This is a genomic window from Kaistia hirudinis, assembly GCF_014196455.1.
GTDB classification, from domain to species: Bacteria; Pseudomonadota; Alphaproteobacteria; order Rhizobiales; family Kaistiaceae; genus Kaistia; species Kaistia hirudinis.
The window spans coordinates 24,408-41,615 of sequence record NZ_JACIDS010000003.1; the positions used below are offsets into that span (position 1 = coordinate 24,408).

At 67.1% G+C, this 17,208-nt stretch carries 18 protein-coding genes; 11 read left to right on the forward strand and 7 right to left on the reverse strand.

Annotation, left to right across the window (positions count from 1 at the left end; translation table 11 throughout):
* Positions 1 to 16: 16 nt before the first annotated feature.
* From rsmG to mnmE, 3 genes are all read right to left on the reverse strand, one after another.
* Positions 17 to 655, reverse strand: coding sequence for a 16S rRNA (guanine(527)-N(7))-methyltransferase RsmG (gene rsmG, locus GGR25_RS10185; protein WP_183398698.1), 639 nt, complete (start codon positions 653 to 655; stop codon positions 17 to 19).
* Complete coding sequence (gene mnmG, locus GGR25_RS10190) at positions 652 to 2,607, reverse strand: tRNA uridine-5-carboxymethylaminomethyl(34) synthesis enzyme MnmG (protein ID WP_183398699.1); 1,956 nt, start codon at positions 2,605 to 2,607, stop codon at positions 652 to 654. The genes rsmG and mnmG overlap by 4 nt, the downstream gene beginning before the upstream one ends.
* 107 nt (positions 2,608 to 2,714) lie before the next feature.
* Positions 2,715 to 4,046: a tRNA uridine-5-carboxymethylaminomethyl(34) synthesis GTPase MnmE gene (mnmE, locus tag GGR25_RS10195; RefSeq protein ID WP_343068069.1), complete on the reverse strand. Its 1,332-nt coding sequence runs from the start codon at positions 4,044 to 4,046 to the stop codon at positions 2,715 to 2,717.
* Positions 4,047 to 4,145: 99 nt separating this feature from the next.
* Here mnmE and GGR25_RS10200 point away from each other — a divergent pair, with 99 nt between their 5' ends.
* Positions 4,146 to 6,101, forward strand: a complete 1,956-nt coding sequence (locus GGR25_RS10200; protein WP_343068070.1) for a thioredoxin domain-containing protein — start codon at positions 4,146 to 4,148, stop codon at positions 6,099 to 6,101.
* Between the two features lie 18 nt (positions 6,102 to 6,119).
* Here the strand turns inward: GGR25_RS10200 and rho are convergent, their stop codons facing one another.
* From rho to hemE, 3 genes are all read right to left on the reverse strand, one after another.
* The gene (gene rho, locus GGR25_RS10205; RefSeq protein ID WP_183398702.1) at positions 6,120 to 7,385 is read right to left on the reverse strand and encodes a transcription termination factor Rho; all 1,266 of its coding nucleotides are present in this window, start codon (positions 7,383 to 7,385) and stop codon (positions 6,120 to 6,122) included.
* A 215-nt stretch (positions 7,386 to 7,600) separates the two neighbouring features.
* A complete protein-coding gene (gene hemJ / locus GGR25_RS10210; protein ID WP_183398703.1) occupies positions 7,601 to 8,029 on the reverse strand; it encodes a protoporphyrinogen oxidase HemJ in 429 nt (142 codons plus the stop codon).
* Between the two features lie 8 nt (positions 8,030 to 8,037).
* Positions 8,038 to 9,060, reverse strand: a complete 1,023-nt coding sequence (gene hemE, locus GGR25_RS10215) for a uroporphyrinogen decarboxylase (RefSeq protein WP_183399532.1) — start codon at positions 9,058 to 9,060, stop codon at positions 8,038 to 8,040.
* Between the two features lie 445 nt (positions 9,061 to 9,505).
* On the opposite strand from hemE, the gene GGR25_RS10220 reads away from it, so the two are divergent.
* The 5 genes from GGR25_RS10220 (at position 9,506) to dnaQ (ending at position 13,200) form a co-directional block, all read left to right on the forward strand.
* Entirely contained in the window at positions 9,506 to 10,351 is an 846-nt protein-coding gene (locus tag GGR25_RS10220) for a pyruvate, phosphate dikinase/phosphoenolpyruvate synthase regulator (RefSeq protein WP_183398704.1), read from the forward strand.
* Entirely contained in the window at positions 10,351 to 10,941 is a 591-nt protein-coding gene (locus GGR25_RS10225) for a Maf family protein (RefSeq protein ID WP_183398705.1), read from the forward strand. The genes GGR25_RS10220 and GGR25_RS10225 overlap by 1 nt, the downstream gene beginning before the upstream one ends.
* 8 nt (positions 10,942 to 10,949) lie before the next feature.
* Positions 10,950 to 11,807 (forward strand): shikimate dehydrogenase, encoded by an 858-nt coding sequence (locus tag GGR25_RS10230; RefSeq protein WP_183398706.1) that lies wholly within the window; start codon positions 10,950 to 10,952, stop codon positions 11,805 to 11,807.
* Entirely contained in the window at positions 11,804 to 12,412 is a 609-nt protein-coding gene (gene coaE / locus GGR25_RS10235; protein WP_183398707.1) for a dephospho-CoA kinase, read from the forward strand. The genes GGR25_RS10230 and coaE overlap by 4 nt, the downstream gene beginning before the upstream one ends.
* Positions 12,413 to 12,486: 74 nt before the next feature.
* Positions 12,487 to 13,200, forward strand: a complete 714-nt coding sequence (gene dnaQ, locus GGR25_RS10240) for a DNA polymerase III subunit epsilon (protein ID WP_183398708.1) — start codon at positions 12,487 to 12,489, stop codon at positions 13,198 to 13,200.
* Here the strand turns inward: dnaQ and secB are convergent, their stop codons facing one another.
* Positions 13,201 to 13,671, reverse strand: a complete 471-nt coding sequence (secB, locus tag GGR25_RS10245) for a protein-export chaperone SecB (RefSeq protein WP_183398709.1) — start codon at positions 13,669 to 13,671, stop codon at positions 13,201 to 13,203. It lies immediately after the preceding gene.
* A gap of 267 nt (positions 13,672 to 13,938) precedes the next feature.
* On the opposite strand from secB, the gene GGR25_RS10250 reads away from it, so the two are divergent.
* The 5 genes from GGR25_RS10250 to GGR25_RS10270 all read left to right on the forward strand — a co-directional run bounded on the left by GGR25_RS10250 (position 13,939) and on the right by GGR25_RS10270 (position 17,204).
* Entirely contained in the window at positions 13,939 to 14,700 is a 762-nt protein-coding gene (locus tag GGR25_RS10250) for a Tim44/TimA family putative adaptor protein (protein ID WP_183398710.1), read from the forward strand.
* Between the two features lie 12 nt (positions 14,701 to 14,712).
* Positions 14,713 to 15,792: a murein transglycosylase A gene (mltA, locus tag GGR25_RS10255; protein ID WP_183398711.1), complete on the forward strand. Its 1,080-nt coding sequence runs from the start codon at positions 14,713 to 14,715 to the stop codon at positions 15,790 to 15,792.
* Positions 15,789 to 16,376, forward strand: a complete 588-nt coding sequence (locus tag GGR25_RS10260; protein ID WP_183398712.1) for a Smr/MutS family protein — start codon at positions 15,789 to 15,791, stop codon at positions 16,374 to 16,376. The genes mltA and GGR25_RS10260 overlap by 4 nt, the downstream gene beginning before the upstream one ends.
* Entirely contained in the window at positions 16,373 to 16,738 is a 366-nt protein-coding gene (locus tag GGR25_RS10265) for a helix-turn-helix domain-containing protein (protein WP_183398713.1), read from the forward strand. The genes GGR25_RS10260 and GGR25_RS10265 overlap by 4 nt, the downstream gene beginning before the upstream one ends.
* 82 nt (positions 16,739 to 16,820) lie before the next feature.
* Positions 16,821 to 17,204 carry a hypothetical protein gene (locus tag GGR25_RS10270; protein ID WP_183398714.1) on the forward strand — a complete coding sequence of 128 codons (384 nt, stop codon included), beginning with the start codon at positions 16,821 to 16,823 and terminating at the stop codon, positions 17,202 to 17,204.
* Positions 17,205 to 17,208: the final 4 nt, after the last annotated feature.

Here is a 17,208-nt window from a genome sequence, read left to right on the forward strand (position 1 = left end):
GCCTCTTCCAATGCGCTCAGCGGGACGAAAGCCGCTTCGCCCCGAGGATCTCCACGATCGTGCTGTCGCGATCGATCATGCTCTTGTGTCTTACCAGATCGAGCGACCAAGATTTAGAGGCTTCCGCCAGTTCCGCATCGAAATCTCCACCTTTATGAAAGGCGGCCCGCGTGCCGGCGGCGAAGAGCGGCTCGGCGAGGTCGAGCAGATCAGTGAGCGAGGCCAGCGCGCGTGCGCTGATGTAATCGACCGGTTCCCGCCATTGTTTCAGTACCGATTCGATCCGCCCCTCATGGACGGTCGCCGGCGCCCCCGTCTCGCGAATGACGCTGCGCAGAAAGGCGCATTTGCGCTGATTGCTCTCGACGAGATGGACGACCGCACCCTCGCGTCCTGTCAGCAGAATGGCCGTGATCATCCCAGGCAGGCCAGCCCCGGACCCGAGGTCGACCCAGCGCAGGACGTTCGGGAACTGGGCGACCAGTTGCGCCGAATCGGCTATGTGCCGCTGCCAGACCTCACCGAGCGTCTTCGGCGACACCAGATTCTGGGCCGGCTGCCAGCGGCGCAGCAGTGCGACATAGGCTTCGAGGCGCGCCAGTGTTTCACGTGAAACAGGCAGGATGCGGCTGACGGCCGTCGAATCGTCGCTCATGCCGCACCCCGCTCGACACCAACGCCCGACGGCGATCCGCTCGCATCCGCTGCGAGCGCAGCGCTCTGGGCAAGCGACGCCGCGCCCGTTGGCGACTCAGTGCGCCGCCCCGGCCGTCGTGTCCGCGCCAGAATGAGCGCCAGAGCGGCCGGTGTCATGCCCTCGATCCGCGCGGCTTGGCCGAGCGTGGTGGGACGAACCGTGCTGAGGCGCAGCTTCAATTCGTTCGACAGGCCGTCCATGCCGGCGAAGTCGAGATCGTCCGGCAGTGTGACGCCTTCGTCGCGCCGCACCGAATCGATGTCGTGCCGCTGGCGGTCGAGATAGACGGCGTATTTCGCGTCCGATTCGATCTGCGCCAGGATGGCTTGCGGGAACGCACCGAGCTCCGGCCAGATCAGGGCGAGCCGCGCGGGCGTCACATCGGGATAGGCGAGCAGATCGAAGGCAGAGCGCCGGACGCCGTCCTGATTGACAGCGAGCCCGCGGCGGGCCGCTTCGGTCGGCGTCAGCGCCACGCCACGATAGAGATCCGCCGCCTGCGCGAGCTGAGCCTTCTTCTCGCCGAAACGCTGCCGACGCTCAGTGCCGATGAGCCCCAGCGCATCGCCCCAGTCGGTCAGGCGCTGATCGGCATTGTCGGCCCGCAGCGACAGCCGGTATTCGGCGCGCGAGGTGAACATCCGATAGGGCTCCGACACGCCGCGCGTGACGAGGTCGTCGATCATCACGCCGATATAGCTGTCGGACCGCGCAAAGGTGACGCCATCGGCGCCGCCCGCCCGACGCGCCGCATTGAGACCGGCAACCAGACCCTGGGCCGCCGCCTCCTCATACCCGGTCGTGCCATTGATCTGCCCGGCGAGGAAAAGACCGGCAACGCGCTTGGTCTCAAGCGTCGCCCGCAATTCGCGCGGATCGACATGGTCATACTCGATCGCATAGCCCGGCCGGAGAATCGCCGCCTTCTCGAGCCCAGGGATGGAAGCAACCAGCGCGCGCTGCACATCCTCCGGCAACGACGTCGAGATGCCATTGGGATAGATCGTCGGATCGTCGAGCCCTTCCGGCTCGAGGAAGATCTGATGCCCATCGCGTTCACCGAAGCGGACCACCTTGTCCTCGATGCTCGGGCAATAGCGCGGTCCCCGGCTTTCGATCTGGCCGGAATACATGGGCGAGCGCGCGAGGTTCTCGCGGATGACGCGATGGGTCTCCGCCGTCGTCCGCGTGATGAAGCAATCGACCTGCGGGCGCGTGATCGCCGCGGTGAGCATCGAGAACGGCTCGGGCTCCTCGTCACCGGGCTGGCGATCGAGCGACGCCCAGTCGATCGTGCGACCATCCAGTCGCGGCGGTGTTCCCGTCTTAAGACGCGCCAGGCGGAAGCCCGCCCGCTCCAGCGTCACGGAGAGGCCGAGCGCCGGCTGCTCGCCGACGCGCCCCGCCGGAATCTTGGTTTCGCCAATATGGATCAGGCCGCGCAGGAAGGTGCCAGTCGTAATCACCACCGCGGAGCAACGAAGGACCCGTCCATCGGCCAGCACGACTGCATTGACCGCCCCGTCGACAATGTCGATATCGTGGGCCTCGCCTTCGACGACCGTCAGTCCGGAGGTCTCGGCGATCGCGGTCTGCATCGCCTCGCGATAAAGCTTGCGATCGGCCTGCGCGCGCGGTCCACGCACCGCTGGCCCCTTGCGTCGGTTGAGCAGGCGGAACTGAATCCCGGCCGCGTCGGCCACGCGGCCCATCAGCCCATCGAGCGCGTCGATCTCGCGGACGAGATGACCCTTGCCGAGTCCGCCAATGGCCGGATTGCAGGACATCACGCCGATGGTCGCGTGCTGATGCGTCAACAGCGCCACCGCCGCGCCCATGCGGGCAGCCCCTGCCGCCGCCTCGCAGCCGGCATGCCCACCGCCAATGACCACCACATCGAAGGACGTCATCTTCTTCCCAAACATCTTGTCTGCGCGTCCGCCGCGCGCTTCGCTGTACCGATCCGGACGCCGTCCGTCAAAGACCTGTTCCACGTGAAACACCCGAAACGATTCGGCTATTTCCCGATGCAGAATTCCCGAAAGATCACGTCGAGCCAATCATCGACGTCGATGCGTCCGGTAAGCCGGCCGATGGCGTCGCCCGCCTGACGCAGCCGCTCCGCCTTCAGCTCGATCACAGATTCCGTGGAAGCAGCCCGGAGCGCAGTACAGGCTTGCTCCAACTCGATGCGCTGCCGCTCCCGTGTCACCAGCGGATCGGGACCCGCGCGCCTGAGGCCGAGCGAGGCTGCGATCGCCTGCCGCAGCGCGTCCAGTCCCTGCCCCGTCGGCGCCGAGATCGCCACATCCCATCGGTTCGGATCCGAATCGATCGCGTTGAGGTCGGCCTTAGACCGGACACGCAATACCGAGGCGCTGGTGTCGGGCAATGCAAAGCGTGAACCCTCATCGCCGTCCGACAGCAGCAGCACCAGATCCGCCGCCTCGCCGCGGGCACGTGCCCGTCGCACGCCCTCGCGCTCGATCAGATTGTCCGTCTCGCGCAGCCCGGCGGTGTCGACGAGCGTCACCGCATAACCGTCGAGATCCATCCGCACTTCGATCGTGTCGCGCGTCGTGCCGGCCTCGGCCGTGACGATGGCGACCTCGCGTTTCGCCAGCGCGTTGAGAAGGCTGGACTTGCCAACATTGGGTGCGCCCAGCAGGACTACCTCGAAGCCCGACCGCACGCGCTCGGCAAAGGCGGCGTCACCCAGATGGGCTTCGATCTCCCTCGCGACGCTGTCCGCGATCGCGTCAGACAGGTTCGCCAGCGTCTCGGGGACGTCATCCTCGTCACTGAAATCGAGTTCCGCCTCGAGAAAGGCGCGGGCCTCGACGAGTCGGGTCCGCCAAGTCTCGGCGAGCCGCCGCAGCCCACCTCCAGCCTGACCGATCGCCAACCGACGCTGCATCTCCGTCTCGGCCGCGACGAGATCGGCAATGCCCTCGACCTCGGTCAGATCCGCGCGGCCATTGACGAAAGCGCGCCGGGTGAACGCGCCGGGTTCCGCCGGGCGAAATCCCGGCAGCTCGCCCAAAGCCCGCAGCACGGCCGCGACGACGGCGCGTCCGCCATGCACATGAAGCTCGCAGACATCCTCGCCGGTGAAGCTCGCCGGCGCCGGAAAGAACAACACCAGTGCGCGATCGAGTGGCTCGCCATCGGCAGTGCGAAGCGTCGCCAAAGTAGCGTGGCGCGGCTCCGGAATGCGACCGAGCAATGTTTCGAGTCCGAATCGAACGCCGGGACCGCTCGCCCGGATCACCGCGACGCCGGCCGGCGGCTGGCCGCTCGACAAGGCGAAGACCGTATCGCCGCTCGACGGGGGCTCCGCCTCCGCTATGCTGTCCGCGCGTCGATCCCAAGCTGCGAGAGGCCGGTGTCCCAAAATCTCCTGTCCCATGAGACCAGCCCCTATCTTCTGCAGCACCGTGACAACCCGGTGCACTGGCGCGCCTGGAACGCTGAATCGCTCGCCGAGGCGCAGCGGCTGGATCGGCCGATCCTGCTGTCGATCGGCTATGCGGCGTGCCACTGGTGCCATGTCATGGCGCACGAGTCGTTCGAGGATCCCGCCACAGCGGAGGTCATGAACGCTCTCTTCGTCAACATCAAGGTCGATCGCGAGGAACGGCCGGACCTCGACCAGATCTATATGGCGGCGCTGCACGCGATCGGCGAGCCGGGCGGCTGGCCGCTGACGATGTTCCTGACGCCGGAAGGAAAGCCGATCTGGGGCGGCACCTATTTCCCGAAGGCGGCGCGCTATGGACGCCCGTCCTTCGTCGACGTCATGCGCCGCGTCGCGGAGGTCTATGCGAACGAACGCGAGAGCGTCGCCGATCAGGCCGCCCGCCTGACCGCGCATCTCTCCGCACCGCCGCGCCGCGAGGTGACCGCCCGTCTCGACGTCGACCTGCTCGACCAGGCGGCCGACGCCCTGCTCGGTGTGATGGATCCCGATCGCGGCGGCACGCGCGGCGCGCCCAAATTCCCGAACTTCCCGCTCCTGGACTTCCTCGCACGGAGCGCAGAGCGAACCGGCCGTGACGATCTCGCCGGCGCCGTGCAGGCGACGCTGCGCGGCCTGACCGATGGCGGCATCTACGACCATATCGGCGGCGGCCTCGCGCGCTATTCGACGGATGAGCGCTGGCTGGCACCGCATTTCGAGAAGATGCTTTCGGACAATGGCCTCCTGCTCGAACGCCTCGCGCTCGCCGGATCCCCCGCGGCGCCAGAGCATCCGTTCCAGGACCGAATCGAAACCACCATCGCCTGGCTCGAGCGCGAGATGCCGCTGGATAACGGCCTGTTCGCCGCCAGCCTCGACGCCGATTCCGATGGGCGCGAGGGTGCCTATTATGTGTGGCAGCGGCCGGAACTCGACTCCCTGCTGACCGCAGCCGATGCCGGCTTCATCGCGACGCTCTACGACATCACGGCCGAGGGCAATTGGGACGGCGAATCGATCCCGAACCGGCTGCGACCCCACCCGCCACTCACGCCGGCGGACGAGACCCGCCGTCGCCATATTCTGGAGATGCTCCGCGTCGCGCGCGATCGCCGGCCGCGGCCGGGTCTCGACGACAAGCAGCTGGCCGACTGGAATGCCTTCGCCATCACGGGCCTCGCAGCGGCGTCGTTCCGCCTGAACCGGCCCGACTGGCTCGAACGCGCGCGCCGCGCTTTCGCCGGTATCGGTACAGTTCTCTCGGTCGACGGTCGCCCGATGCATGCGCATCGCGCCGGCCGGCATATCGGTCCCGCCTTCTCCTCCGACCTCGCGGCGCTGGCGACCGCGGCACTGGCGCTTCATCGTGCCAGCCAGGACGCGGCCTATCTCGCCGAGGCTGAGCGGCTGCTGGATCTGCTGGAGCGTCACCACGCCACCGGCGATGGCGGCTACTATTTCACGGCCGACGATGCGGAGGTTCTCATCCAGCGGCGGCGCGACCGGCATGACGATGCGACGCCGAATGCGCATGGCCTCGCCGCGAACGCCTATATCCAGCTCTGGTCATTGACGGGTGAGGAGCGGTTTCGCGAGCGCGCCGATGCGATCCTGAGCTCGGCAGCCGGCATGATCGCGGCCAACGCCTTCGGTGCGGCAAGCCTGCTCGCCGCGCTCGATCTCCGCCTGACTGTGCGCAGCGTGGTCATCGTGGCGCCCGATTCCGCGAGCGCGGCGCCGCTTGCCGATGTCGTCGCGCGCAACTGGCGCTCCGACCTCACGCTCGACATCCGGAGCGACGGCCACAGCCTGTCGCCCGACCATCCGGCGCATGGCCGGACGGCGATCGGCGGTCGGCCGACCGCCTATGTCTGTCGCGAAGGCGCCTGCTCGCTGCCGATCCAGGACGCCGACGAACTCGCGCGGTTCCTCCTCGTGGAATGAGGCGACCGCGCGCCGCGATCAGGTGTTCATCTGGTCGAAGAAGTCCGCATTGCTCTTGGTCTGCTTCAGCTTGTCGAGCAGGAACTCGATCGCATCGACGGTGCCCATCGGCATGAGGATGCGGCGCAGGACATACATCTTCTTGAGGACGTCGGACGGAACGAGCAGCTCCTCCTTGCGCGTGCCCGACCGGGTGATGTCGATCGCCGGGAAGACGCGCTTGTCCGCGACCTTGCGGTCGAGAATGATTTCCGAGTTACCCGTGCCCTTGAACTCTTCGAAGATCACCTCGTCCATGCGGCTGCCCGTATCGATGAGCGCCGTGGCGATGATGGTCAGCGAGCCGCCTTCCTCGATATTGCGCGCGGCACCGAAGAAGCGCTTCGGGCGCTGCAGGGCGTTGGCGTCGACACCGCCGGTCAGCACCTTGCCGGAGGACGGCACGACGGTGTTGTAGGCACGGCCGAGGCGCGTGATCGAATCGAGCAGGATGACGACGTCGCGGCCATGTTCGACGAGGCGCTTGGCCTTCTCGATGACCATTTCGGCGACGGCGACGTGGCGGGTGGCCGGCTCGTCGAAGGTCGAGGAGATGACCTCGCCCTTCACCGAACGCTGCATGTCGGTGACTTCCTCGGGCCGCTCGTCGATGAGCAGCACGATCAGGTAGCACTCGGGATGGTTATGCGCGATCGACGACGCGATGTTCTGCAGGAACACGGTCTTGCCGGTGCGCGGCGGCGCGGTCACGAGGGCGCGCTGGCCCTTGCCGAGCGGCGCCACCAGATCGATGATCCGCGGCGTCATGTCCTTGCCGGTCGGAACCTCGAGTTCCATCTTGAACCGCTCGTTCGGGTAGAGCGGCGTCAGATTGTCGAAGTGTACCTTGTGGCGCGCCTTCTCCGGGTCTTCGAAATTGATCGTGTTGACCTTGAGGAGGGCGAAATAGCGCTCGCCGTCCTTGGGGCTCCGGATATAGCCCTCGACCGTGTCGCCGGTCCGGAGCGAGAAGCGGCGGATCTGCGAGGGCGACACGTAGATGTCGTCCGGTCCGGCCAGATAGTTCGCATCGGGCGAACGCAGGAAACCGAATCCATCCTGCAGCACTTCGACCACGCCCTGACCGACGATCTCGACGTCGCTGGCGGCCAGCTGCTTCAGGATCGCGAACATCAGCTCCTGCTTGCGCAGCGTGCTCGCATTCTCGACCTCGAGCTCCTCGGCGAAGGCAAGAAGCTCCGTCGGGGACTTGGCCTTGAGGTCCTGCAGTCTCATTTCACGCATGGGTTTGGCGAATCTCGCTTGGATTCAAAGACACAGAATCGGTCATGGAGGATTGCGCAGAACTTGAACCGGTCGCAGCTTCAAGGGCTGCCCGCGTGATGCGTGGAATGACCCTGGCAGGTCCACCCGCATCCGTCTGCTTCGATAAGATGCCGCACCATAGTCGCTCGAACGCGGCTCGGCAAGCACCCGATCACGAAACGTGACCTTACATTTCAGAAAGGCTTTACCACCACGAGGATCACGATGGCGATCATCAGCAGGGTCGGGATCTCGTTGGCGAGGCGATAACCCCGCTCCGAGATGCGATTGCGGCCGGCCGCAAAGTCGCGCCGACGCCCTGCAAGCCACATATGGAAACCGCTCATCAGCACGACAAGGGCGAACTTCGCCATGAACCAGGGCTGCGCCTCCCAGCCGCCGAGACGGGCGAGCGCAAGACCGGCCAGCCAGGTCACGATCATGGCGGGATTCATGATGATACGCAGCAGCTTGGCTTCCATCACCTCGAAGGTCTGCGCCATCTCAGAGCCCGGCTTGGCCCGTGTGTGGTAGACGAAGAGCCGCGGCAGATAGAACAGGCCCGCCATCCACGCGATCACCGCGATGATGTGCAGCGCCTTGATCCAGTCGTAATAGGCCATCCGCCCTCCTATCCGCGCACGCGGCGGATGAGTTGCTCGACATGCGCGATCGGCGTCTGCGGCACGATGCCGTGGCCGAGATTGAAGATATGCCGGCCGCCTTCCATGTCGGACAGGATCGTCTCGACGCCGGCATCGAGCGCCGCGCCGCCGGCCACCAGGGCCATCGGATCGAGATTGCCCTGCAGCACGATCCGGTCTTCGGTCTCGCGGCGGATCGTGCCGAGTCCGACACTCCAGTCCAGCCCGACCGCATTCACCTCCGTGGCCGCCGCATAGGCGGCGATGCCGCGGTCGGCGCCCTTGGGGAAGCCGATGATCCGCGCGCCGGTAACACGCGCCCGCACGCCGGCCGTGATCCGCGCCGCCGGTTCCTGCGACCAGCGCCGGAATGCCTCCGGCCCCAACACGCCCGACCAGCTGTCGAAGATCTGTACCGCATCGGCCCCGGCTTCGAGCTGGGCTACGAGATAATCGATCGACGCGACAACGACCGCCTCGATCAGGACGGCGAACCCCTCCGGATCGGACAGCGCCTTCAGTCGGGCCGGGGCCTGATCGCTCGTGCCCTGCCCCGCGACCATGTAGGTCGCCACGGTCCAGGGCGCACCGCAGAAGCCGATCAGCGCGGTCTCGCGCTTCAGTTCGGCCCGCACGCGGCGAACCGTCTCGATCACCGCAGCGAGTTCCTGCACCACGAGCCCGCTTTCCCGGCTCCGGGCGGCGACATCGGCGATGCCGGCCGGATCGATCGGATCGAGGCGCGGTCCTTCGCCCTCGACGAAGCGCACGTCACGGCCCAAAGCCCTCGGGATCACGAGAATGTCCGAGAAGAGGATCGCCGCATCGAAGCCGAAGCGACGGATCGGCTGCAGCGTCACCTCGGTGGCGAGTTCAGGCGCGAAACAGAGATCGAGAAATGAGCCGGCCTTCGCCCGCGCTGCCCGATACTCCGGAAGATAGCGTCCTGCCTGGCGCATGAGCCAGATCGGAGGCGTCGAAAGCCGTTCGCCGTCGAGGACGCGAAGCAGCGCTGGGGAAGGGCCGAGACCGTTTTCGGGATGCACACTCACCTGCCAAAAGGGAAGTGAATCTTAGATTGCTTCTTCTTTTAGACGGGGGATTAGCGTCATTCCGATCCATCCACAATGAGTGCCACTGACGCAGAGCTGTTAACGCCGGAATCCGGCCTCTCGAACCCGGCTTGTGGAAAGTCGCTGGACGGCGAGCCGCATCCCTCTGACTCCCATCGAGTCTTGCCCGATCATTAAAATTCGAACGATCTCGACCTCCCTGTTAAGAACTCGTTAAGAAATTGGGCAGGCTGATCGCAATTCGCGATTCCAGTCTAAGCGGGATGATCGCGTCCCCAGCCTCACTGCCTGTTGATCCTTTTGCCGTGATCGGGGACATTCGGGTCCTGCGGGGAAACGGGCCGATTTCGTCCCGGTCCATCCACAGGCGGGCGGGAAAACTGTGAAGAACGAAGCGCGCCATCTTCACCTGCACCTGGTCTCGGATGCGACCGGCGAAACGCTGCTGACCGTGGCGCGCGCCGCCGCGGCGCAATATCCCGGCGTCGTGGTCGTCGAGCATCTGCACGCGATGACCCGCGCGCCCAAGCAGGTCGAGCGCATTCTCCAGGATGTCGAGCGCGAACCCGGCATCGTGCTGTTCACGCTGGTCGACCGGACGATTGCCGAACCGCTCGAGGCGGGCTGCCGCGAAATCGCCGTGCCCTGCGTCTCCGTCCTCGGTCCCGTGCTGCAGCTGTTCCAATCCTATCTCGGTGCTTCGAGCGAGGGCCGGGCCGGCGCCCAGCATGCGCTGGACGGCGAATATTTCCGTCGCATCGAGGCGCTGACCTTCGCCATGATGCATGATGACGGGCAGTTCCCCGAGGAACTCGATCTCGCGGAGATCGTCATCATCGGCGTCAGCCGCACGTCGAAGACGCCGACCAGCATCTATCTCGCCAATCGTGGCTATCGCACGGCCAATATCCCCATCGTGCCGGGCGTGCCGCTGCCGGCGCAACTGGCGGAGGCGAAGCGTCCGCTGATCGTTGGCCTGATCGCGACGCCCGACCGCATCATCCAGCTGCGCGAAAACCGGCTGCTCGCCTTCTCGTCGGTTCCCGGCGACGACATCTATGTCGACCGCGCGGCCGTGGCCAATGAGGTCGCTTCGACGCGGAAGATCTGCGCGCGCAATGGCTGGCCCGTCATCGATGTCACGCGTCGCTCGATCGAGGAGACGGCAACGGCGATCCTGTCGTTGCGGCAGGGGGATCCGAGCCGCATTCGGGAGGCTCTCGGCTGATGATCGTCCTTGCTTCCTCGTCCGGCACCCGCCGGGCGCTGCTCGCCAATGCCGGTCTCGTCTTCGAGGCCGTGGCGCCGCATGTCGACGAGCGCGCGATGGAAAACCTCATCCTGGCCGGCGGCGCGAGCCCGCGTGATCTTGCGATCGCGCTGGCCGATGCGAAGGCGCTCGCCGTGATGCCGTTTCGTCCCGATGACATCGTCATCGGATCGGATCAGGTGCTGGACCTCGAGGGCGAGCGCTTCGTGAAACCCACGAGCCGTGCCGAGGCCGCGCAGCATCTCCGCCGTCTCGCCGGCCGTACCCATCACCTGCACTCGGCCGTGTCGATCGGCTTCGGCGACGGCATTGCGCGGCGGCTCATCGCGACGGTGTCGCTGACCATGCGGCCCCTTTCGGACGCGGCAATCGAGCGTTATCTGGATGCGGCCGGAGAGGATGTTCTGCATTCGGTCGGCGCCTACCACATCGAAGGGGTCGGCATCCGCCTCTTCCAGGCGATCGATGGCGACTATTTCGCCATTCTCGGCCTGCCCATGCTGCCGCTGCTCGAAGCGCTCCGCGAGCTCGGCGCCCTCGAAAGTTGAACCGCCGCATGTCCGATCCAACGATCCCCACCGCCTGCGTCGTCGGCTGGCCGATCCGCCATTCCCGCTCCCCGATCATCCACCGTCACTGGCTCGCCCGTCACGGCCTGGCCGGCGACTATGTCCAGCACGCCGTGCCGCCAGAGGAAGCGGAGGCCTTCTTCGCCAATTTCGCGCGCGGACCGTTCGTGGGCGCCAATGTGACGGTGCCGCATAAGGAAGTCGCCTTCGCCGCGGTGGATCGGACGGATGCCGTCGCGAGCGCGCTCGGCGCCGTCAACACGCTGTTCGTCGAGAATGGCCAGCTGGTCGGCGCCAATACAGATGCGCCGGGCTTCATCGCCAATCTCGACCAGAGCTCGCCTGATTTCAGCGCGCGCAGCGGGCCGGCCATCGTGCTCGGCGCGGGCGGTGCGTCGCGGGCCGTGATCTGGGCGCTGAAGCAGCGCGGCTTCGCCCCGATCCATGTCGTCAACCGCACGCTCGCCCGCGCCGAGGCGCTCGCCGAGCGCTTCGGCAGCGTCGTGCGGCCGGCCGGCTGGGACCAATTGCCGGCGCTTCTCCCCGAAGCCGCACTCCTGGTCAACACCACCTCGCTCGGCATGCAGGGCGAGCCGCCGCTCGTCATCGACCTCGAACGGGCACGCGACGACCTTCTCGTGACCGACATCGTCTATGTGCCGCTCGAGACGCCGCTGCTGGCACTCGCCCGGGCGCGCGGTCTCCAGACGGTCGACGGGCTCGGCATGCTGCTGCATCAGGCGGCGCCCGGTTTCGAATACTGGTTCGGCGTTCGCCCGGAGGTCACGCCGGAACTGCGCCGTCTCGTCCTGGCCGATATGGGAATCGTCGAGGCCGCGCCGTGATCGTGATCGGCCTGACCGGGTCGATCGGCATGGGCAAGTCGACGCTCGGCCGCTTCTTCGCGGCCCGCGGCGCGGCGCTGCTCGATGCGGATGCGCTGGTGCACCGTCTCTATCGCGGCGCTGCGGTTGCGCCAGTCGGTGCAGCCTTCCCTGATGCCGTGCGCGAGGGGTTCGTCGATCGCGTGGCGCTGTCCGCCGAGATCGCGCGCCGGCCCGAGGCCTTGGCCGAGATCGAGGCCATCGTGCATCCGCTTGTTCGCGCCGAGCAGGCCGCCTGGCTCGGTCGTGCGCGGGCCGCCGGACGGAGCTTCGCCGTCCTGGATATTCCGCTCCTGTTGGAGACCGGCGGCGAGCAGCGCGTCGATGTCGTCGTGGTTGCGTCCGCACCGACGGATATCCAGCGCGAGCGCGTGCTGGCGCGGCCCGGCATGACGGTCGCGAAATTCGAACAGATTCTCGCCCGCCAGATGCCCGATGCGGAGAAGCGCCGGCGCGCGCACTTCGTCGTCGATACGAGCGGGGCGATGGAATGCGCAGACCGGCAGGCGGCGGACATCCTGCGCGCGCTTGCGCCCGTGGCGGCGGCGCGATCCTTCCGGGGATGACGGACCGGGTTGGTTGAACCGGGGATCCAGGCGGCGCATCCTGCCGCGGAAACCGGCGACGAGACGGAGCTTTGATGCGCGAGATCGTGTTCGATACGGAAACGACGGGGCTCGAGCCGCTGAAGGGCGACCGGCTGGTCGAAATCGGCTGCGTGGAACTCTTCAACCATTTGCCGACCGGGCGGAACTATCACGTCTATCTCAATCCGGAGCGGACGATGCCGGTGGAGGCGTTTCGCGTCCACGGGCTTTCCGACGAGTTCCTCGCCGACAAGCCGCTCTTCGCCGATGTGGCCGACGAATTCGCCGCCTTCATCGAGGGCGCGACGATGATCGCCCACAATGCGAGCTTCGACGTCGCCTTCCTCAATGCCGAACTGGGGCGGCTCTCCCGGCCGCCGATTCCGCCGGACCGGGTGATCGATACGCTCGTTCTGGCGCGCCGCAAGCATCCGAACGGCCCGAACTCGCTCGATGCGCTCTGCGCCCGCTATGGCATCGACACGTCGAAGCGCACGCTGCATGGCGGCCTGCTCGACGCGGAGCTGCTGGCGGAGGTCTATCTCGAGCTGATCGGTGGACGCCAGCCGGGCCTCGTCCTGGTCGCGGTCGAGGAGAAGCCGGTCGTCGATGCCGGGCCGTCGGCGCCGGTCCGCGGGGTCGTCGGCAGGAGACCCGAACCCCTCGCCCCGCGCGGGAGCGAGGAGGAATTCAAAGCCCACGAGGCTTTCGTGGGGAAGATCAAGGAAGCGATCTGGAGCCGCTATGCGGCGCCGCCTTCCGATTGATCAGCTCGGGCGCACGCCCTGCGTCTGCGCGAACTCCATCAGGCGCTGGCGATAGAGCGCGGTGAAGTCGACCGGATCGATCAGCAGCGGCGGGAAGCCGCCATTGCGCGTCATGTCGGCGAGGATCTGGCGCGCGAACGGGAACAGCAGCCGCGGGCACTCGATCATGAGCAGCGGCGGCAGGTTTTCCTTCGGTACGTTCGAGACGCGGAAGACGCCGGCATAGACGAGCTCGGCGACGAACAGCACCTGCTCGCCGGCCAGGGCGCGGCCCTCGAGACGCAGCTCGATCTCGAAATCCTCCTCGTCGAGGGGATTGGCCGTGACATTGATGCCGATATTGATGTTCGGAGCGGCGTTGCGCGGCCCGAGCGAGCGCGGTGCCGCCGGATTCTCGAACGACTGGTCCTTCACATACTGGATGAGGACCGTCAGGTTCGGCTGCGCGCCGTCTAGAGTAGTGTCGGCCATGGGCTCGCGCTCCTGTCGGTGTTATCGACCTTGTCTGAAAGGCGGTCGGTTTCGCGCGTGGGCTAACACTTCCGCCTGTCCGATACAAGCGCGGCACGGGGCCCCCGGCGAGGCTGCGCCTTGACAGCACGGCCCCTGATCGGGCTTGAGGGTTGATGCGCGTGCCGCGACGCCCTTGGATCGACCGCCAAGCATGACCAAATAGAGGAAAGGTCATGCGATCCAGGGTCTCGCGGCCCAATCCAACCGGGACAGGACACCATCGGCATGAACGGTTTCGTTGATATCTACACGCTGATATTCCTCGTCCTCGCTGTCGTGATCTTCTTCAAGCTCCGCAGCGTGCTGGGTCAGCGCACGGGCACGGAACGTCCCCCCTTCGATCCCTTCGCCCGCCGCAAGGCCCGCACGGCCGACGACAAGCCCGCTGAAGGCGAGGTGATCGACGTGAAGCCGGCGTCCAGCGGCGCGGAGAACGACAATGTCGTCGCGCTGCCGCGCCCCGAGGGCGCGGCGAGCCCGGCAGCCGGCGCCGCGACCGACGAGCGCATCACCGCCGTCGTCCCGGCCGATTCCCCGGCGGCTGCAGGTCTTGCGAGTATTCTGCTCGCCGATGCGAGCTTCGATCCCCGGCAGTTCCTGGATGGCGCGCGCTCGGCCTATGAAATCATCATCACGGCCTTCGCCCGCGGCGACCGCAAGGCGCTGAAGCCGCTGCTCGGCCGCGACGTCTATGACGGCTTCGCCGGCGCGATCGACGAGCGCGAGCGCCGCGGGGAGACCGTCGAGTTCAATTTCGTCGGCATCGACAAGGCGGAGATCGTCGAAGCCGTGCTCAAGGACCGCACGGCGCAGGTCACCGTACGCTTCGGCTCGAAGCTGGTCTCTGTAACGCGGGACAAGGGCGGCGAGGTCGTCGATGGCGATCCCATCGCGGTCGCCGACGTGACGGATATCTGGACCTTTGCGCGCGACGTCACCTCGCGTGATCCGAACTGGGCGCTCGTCGCGACCGAAACGGTCGAGTGAGCCACCCCCATCATGGCGACAGCCGAACTGCACGCGGCGGAATTCCACGAGCTCGACGGCTGGTCGGAAGACGATCATGAAGCGGCCTTCGCCGCCTTTCGCCGGAGCGCGGTCCGCGCCGCCGCCGAGGCACCGAAGACCAGGGCGCTCGGTGTAGACGGCGCGGCGCTCTCAGCTGTCGCGCGCAAGGCACTCGCCCTTCCCGAGCGTCCCGGCGCTGAGCGCGCGCGCGCCTTCTTCGAAGAGAATTTCGTGCCGCACCGCGTCGGCGCCGACGGCTTCTTCACCGGCTATTACGAGCCGGAAGTCGAAGCCCGATTGGAGCGTGAGCCGGGCTTCACTATTCCGCTGCTGCGCCCGCCGCCCGAACTCGTCGAGGTGGACGAAGTCGACCCGCCGGCGAACCTCCCGGCCGGAATGCGTTTCGCCCGTCGCATCGAGGCCGGCGTCGAGCCCTTTTTTGATCGCGGCGAGATCGAGCGGGGCGCGCTCGACCGGCGCGACCTCGAAATCGCCTGGCTGGCGGATCCGGTCGACGCGTTCTTCATTCATATCCAGGGCGCGGCCCGGCTCCGCCTTGGGGATGGGTCCCTGCTGCGGGTGACCTATGCCGCCAAGTCCGGGCATGACTACACGCCGGTCGGCCGCGTCCTGCTGGAGCGGGGCGTCTTGCAGCGGGGCAATGTCTCCATGCAGACCATCCGCGCGGCACTCGCAGCGGACTCCGAGGCCGCCCAGTCGGCGATGTGGACCAACCGGTCCTATATCTTCTTTCGCGAGGCGGCGGTCGAGGATGCCGCGCTCGGACCAATCGCGGCCGCGAAGGTGCCGCTCAGCACCGGCCGCAGCCTCGCCGTCGACCGGACGCTGTACACCTTCCATAGCCCGGTCTGGATCGAGACGAGCCTGCCGGAGGCTGAGGGGGGTGGCCCGTTCCACCGTCTCCTGATCGCGCAGGACACCGGCTCCGCCATCATTGGCCCGGCGCGGGGCGACATCTTCTTCGGATCGGGCGACGAGGCGGGCCGCGTCGCCGGCCGCATGGCCGCCAAGGGGCGCTTCGTCGTGTTCGTGCCGCGGGTCGCGTCGTGACGCGTCGCCGGCGCGGCCTCTCCGGCGAGGAACGCGCCCTATGGGAAAGCGTAGCCCGGACTGTTGCGCCGCTCAGGCCAGAAGACGCCCCGGCCGAACCCCCGCCGCCGGAGCCGGTGGTCGTCGCGGCGAGCGAGCCGGCGCCACTTTCGACGCCCACAGACAAGGGGCCGGCGCGGCCGAGCGCAAAGGCTCCGCATCCCCCGCTGCATCCGATCGAGCGGCGCACCATCACCCGACTCGTCCGTGGCGTGATCGAGATCGACGCCCGCATCGATCTCCATGGCATGAACCAGCTCGCCGCCCATGAGCGGCTGCATCGCTTCCTGCGCGACCAGCAGGCGGCTGGCGCCCGCGTCGTGCTGGTGATCACCGGCAAGGGCAGGCCGGGCGGCAACCCCGATGATTTCATTGAGGAGCGGGGCGTGCTGCGCCGCCGCGTCCCGCACTGGCTCTCGGAGCCGGGCCTCCGATCGGTCGTCGTCGGCTTCGAGGAGGCGCATCGCGCCCATGGCGGCGGCGGCGCGCTCTATGTGCGGATCCGTAAATCTGGTCGCGGCGGTGACACGCGGGGGCGGGCATGACGCCCTTTGGCCGTCGTCTGCGCGAGCTGCGCGAGGCGCGCGGCGTGACGCTGAAGGCGATGGCGGCGGCGCTCCGCGTCACGCCGAGCTATCTGTCGGCGCTCGAGCATGGCCGGCGCGGGCCGCCCACCTGGATGATGGTCCAGCGGGTGATCACCTTCTTCAACATCATCTGGGACGAGGCAGAGGAACTGCAGCAACTCGCTGCCCTCTCCCATCCGCGCGTCACCGTGGATACCGCGGGGCTCGAACCCGAAGCGACCGAACTCGCCAATCGCCTCGCCCGCGACATCCGCTCCCTGGAGCCTCAGGACCTGCGCGACCTGCTGGCGGTGCTGGCATCGGCCCGCCGCAGCGGCTGACTGGCTGAGCGATCGCCCATTGCGGGAAAGGCCTGCCGGGCGCACAATTCAACGTCGAACCGCATGACAGGCGAGGTCTCCCATGGACATGCCGCTGCGCGATGCCGGCCGCCGCTTGAGGTGTATGGCCCTGATGCTGGCGATCGGCACGGTGCCCGCCATCGCTGCGGAGCCGTATGTCGGCCTCTGGGCAGACGATCTCAAGGATTGCGCATCGAAGACGGTTCCCCCGCTGACGCAGGTCGAGGCCGGGGCCGCCTATTGGGGCGACTTCTTCTGCCCCACGGCCAGTTTCACGCCGGATGGCGGCTCATGGATCGTGCATCTCGAATGCCAGGATCCGATGGGTGGGCCGGGAAGCGATGACAGCTCGCACGATTACCGATTCACGGTCCTCGACGACACGCTGCACTGGGACCCGATCGGCGATGGCACGGGTTCGGTGCTGCAGCGTTGTCCGGAATGAGGCG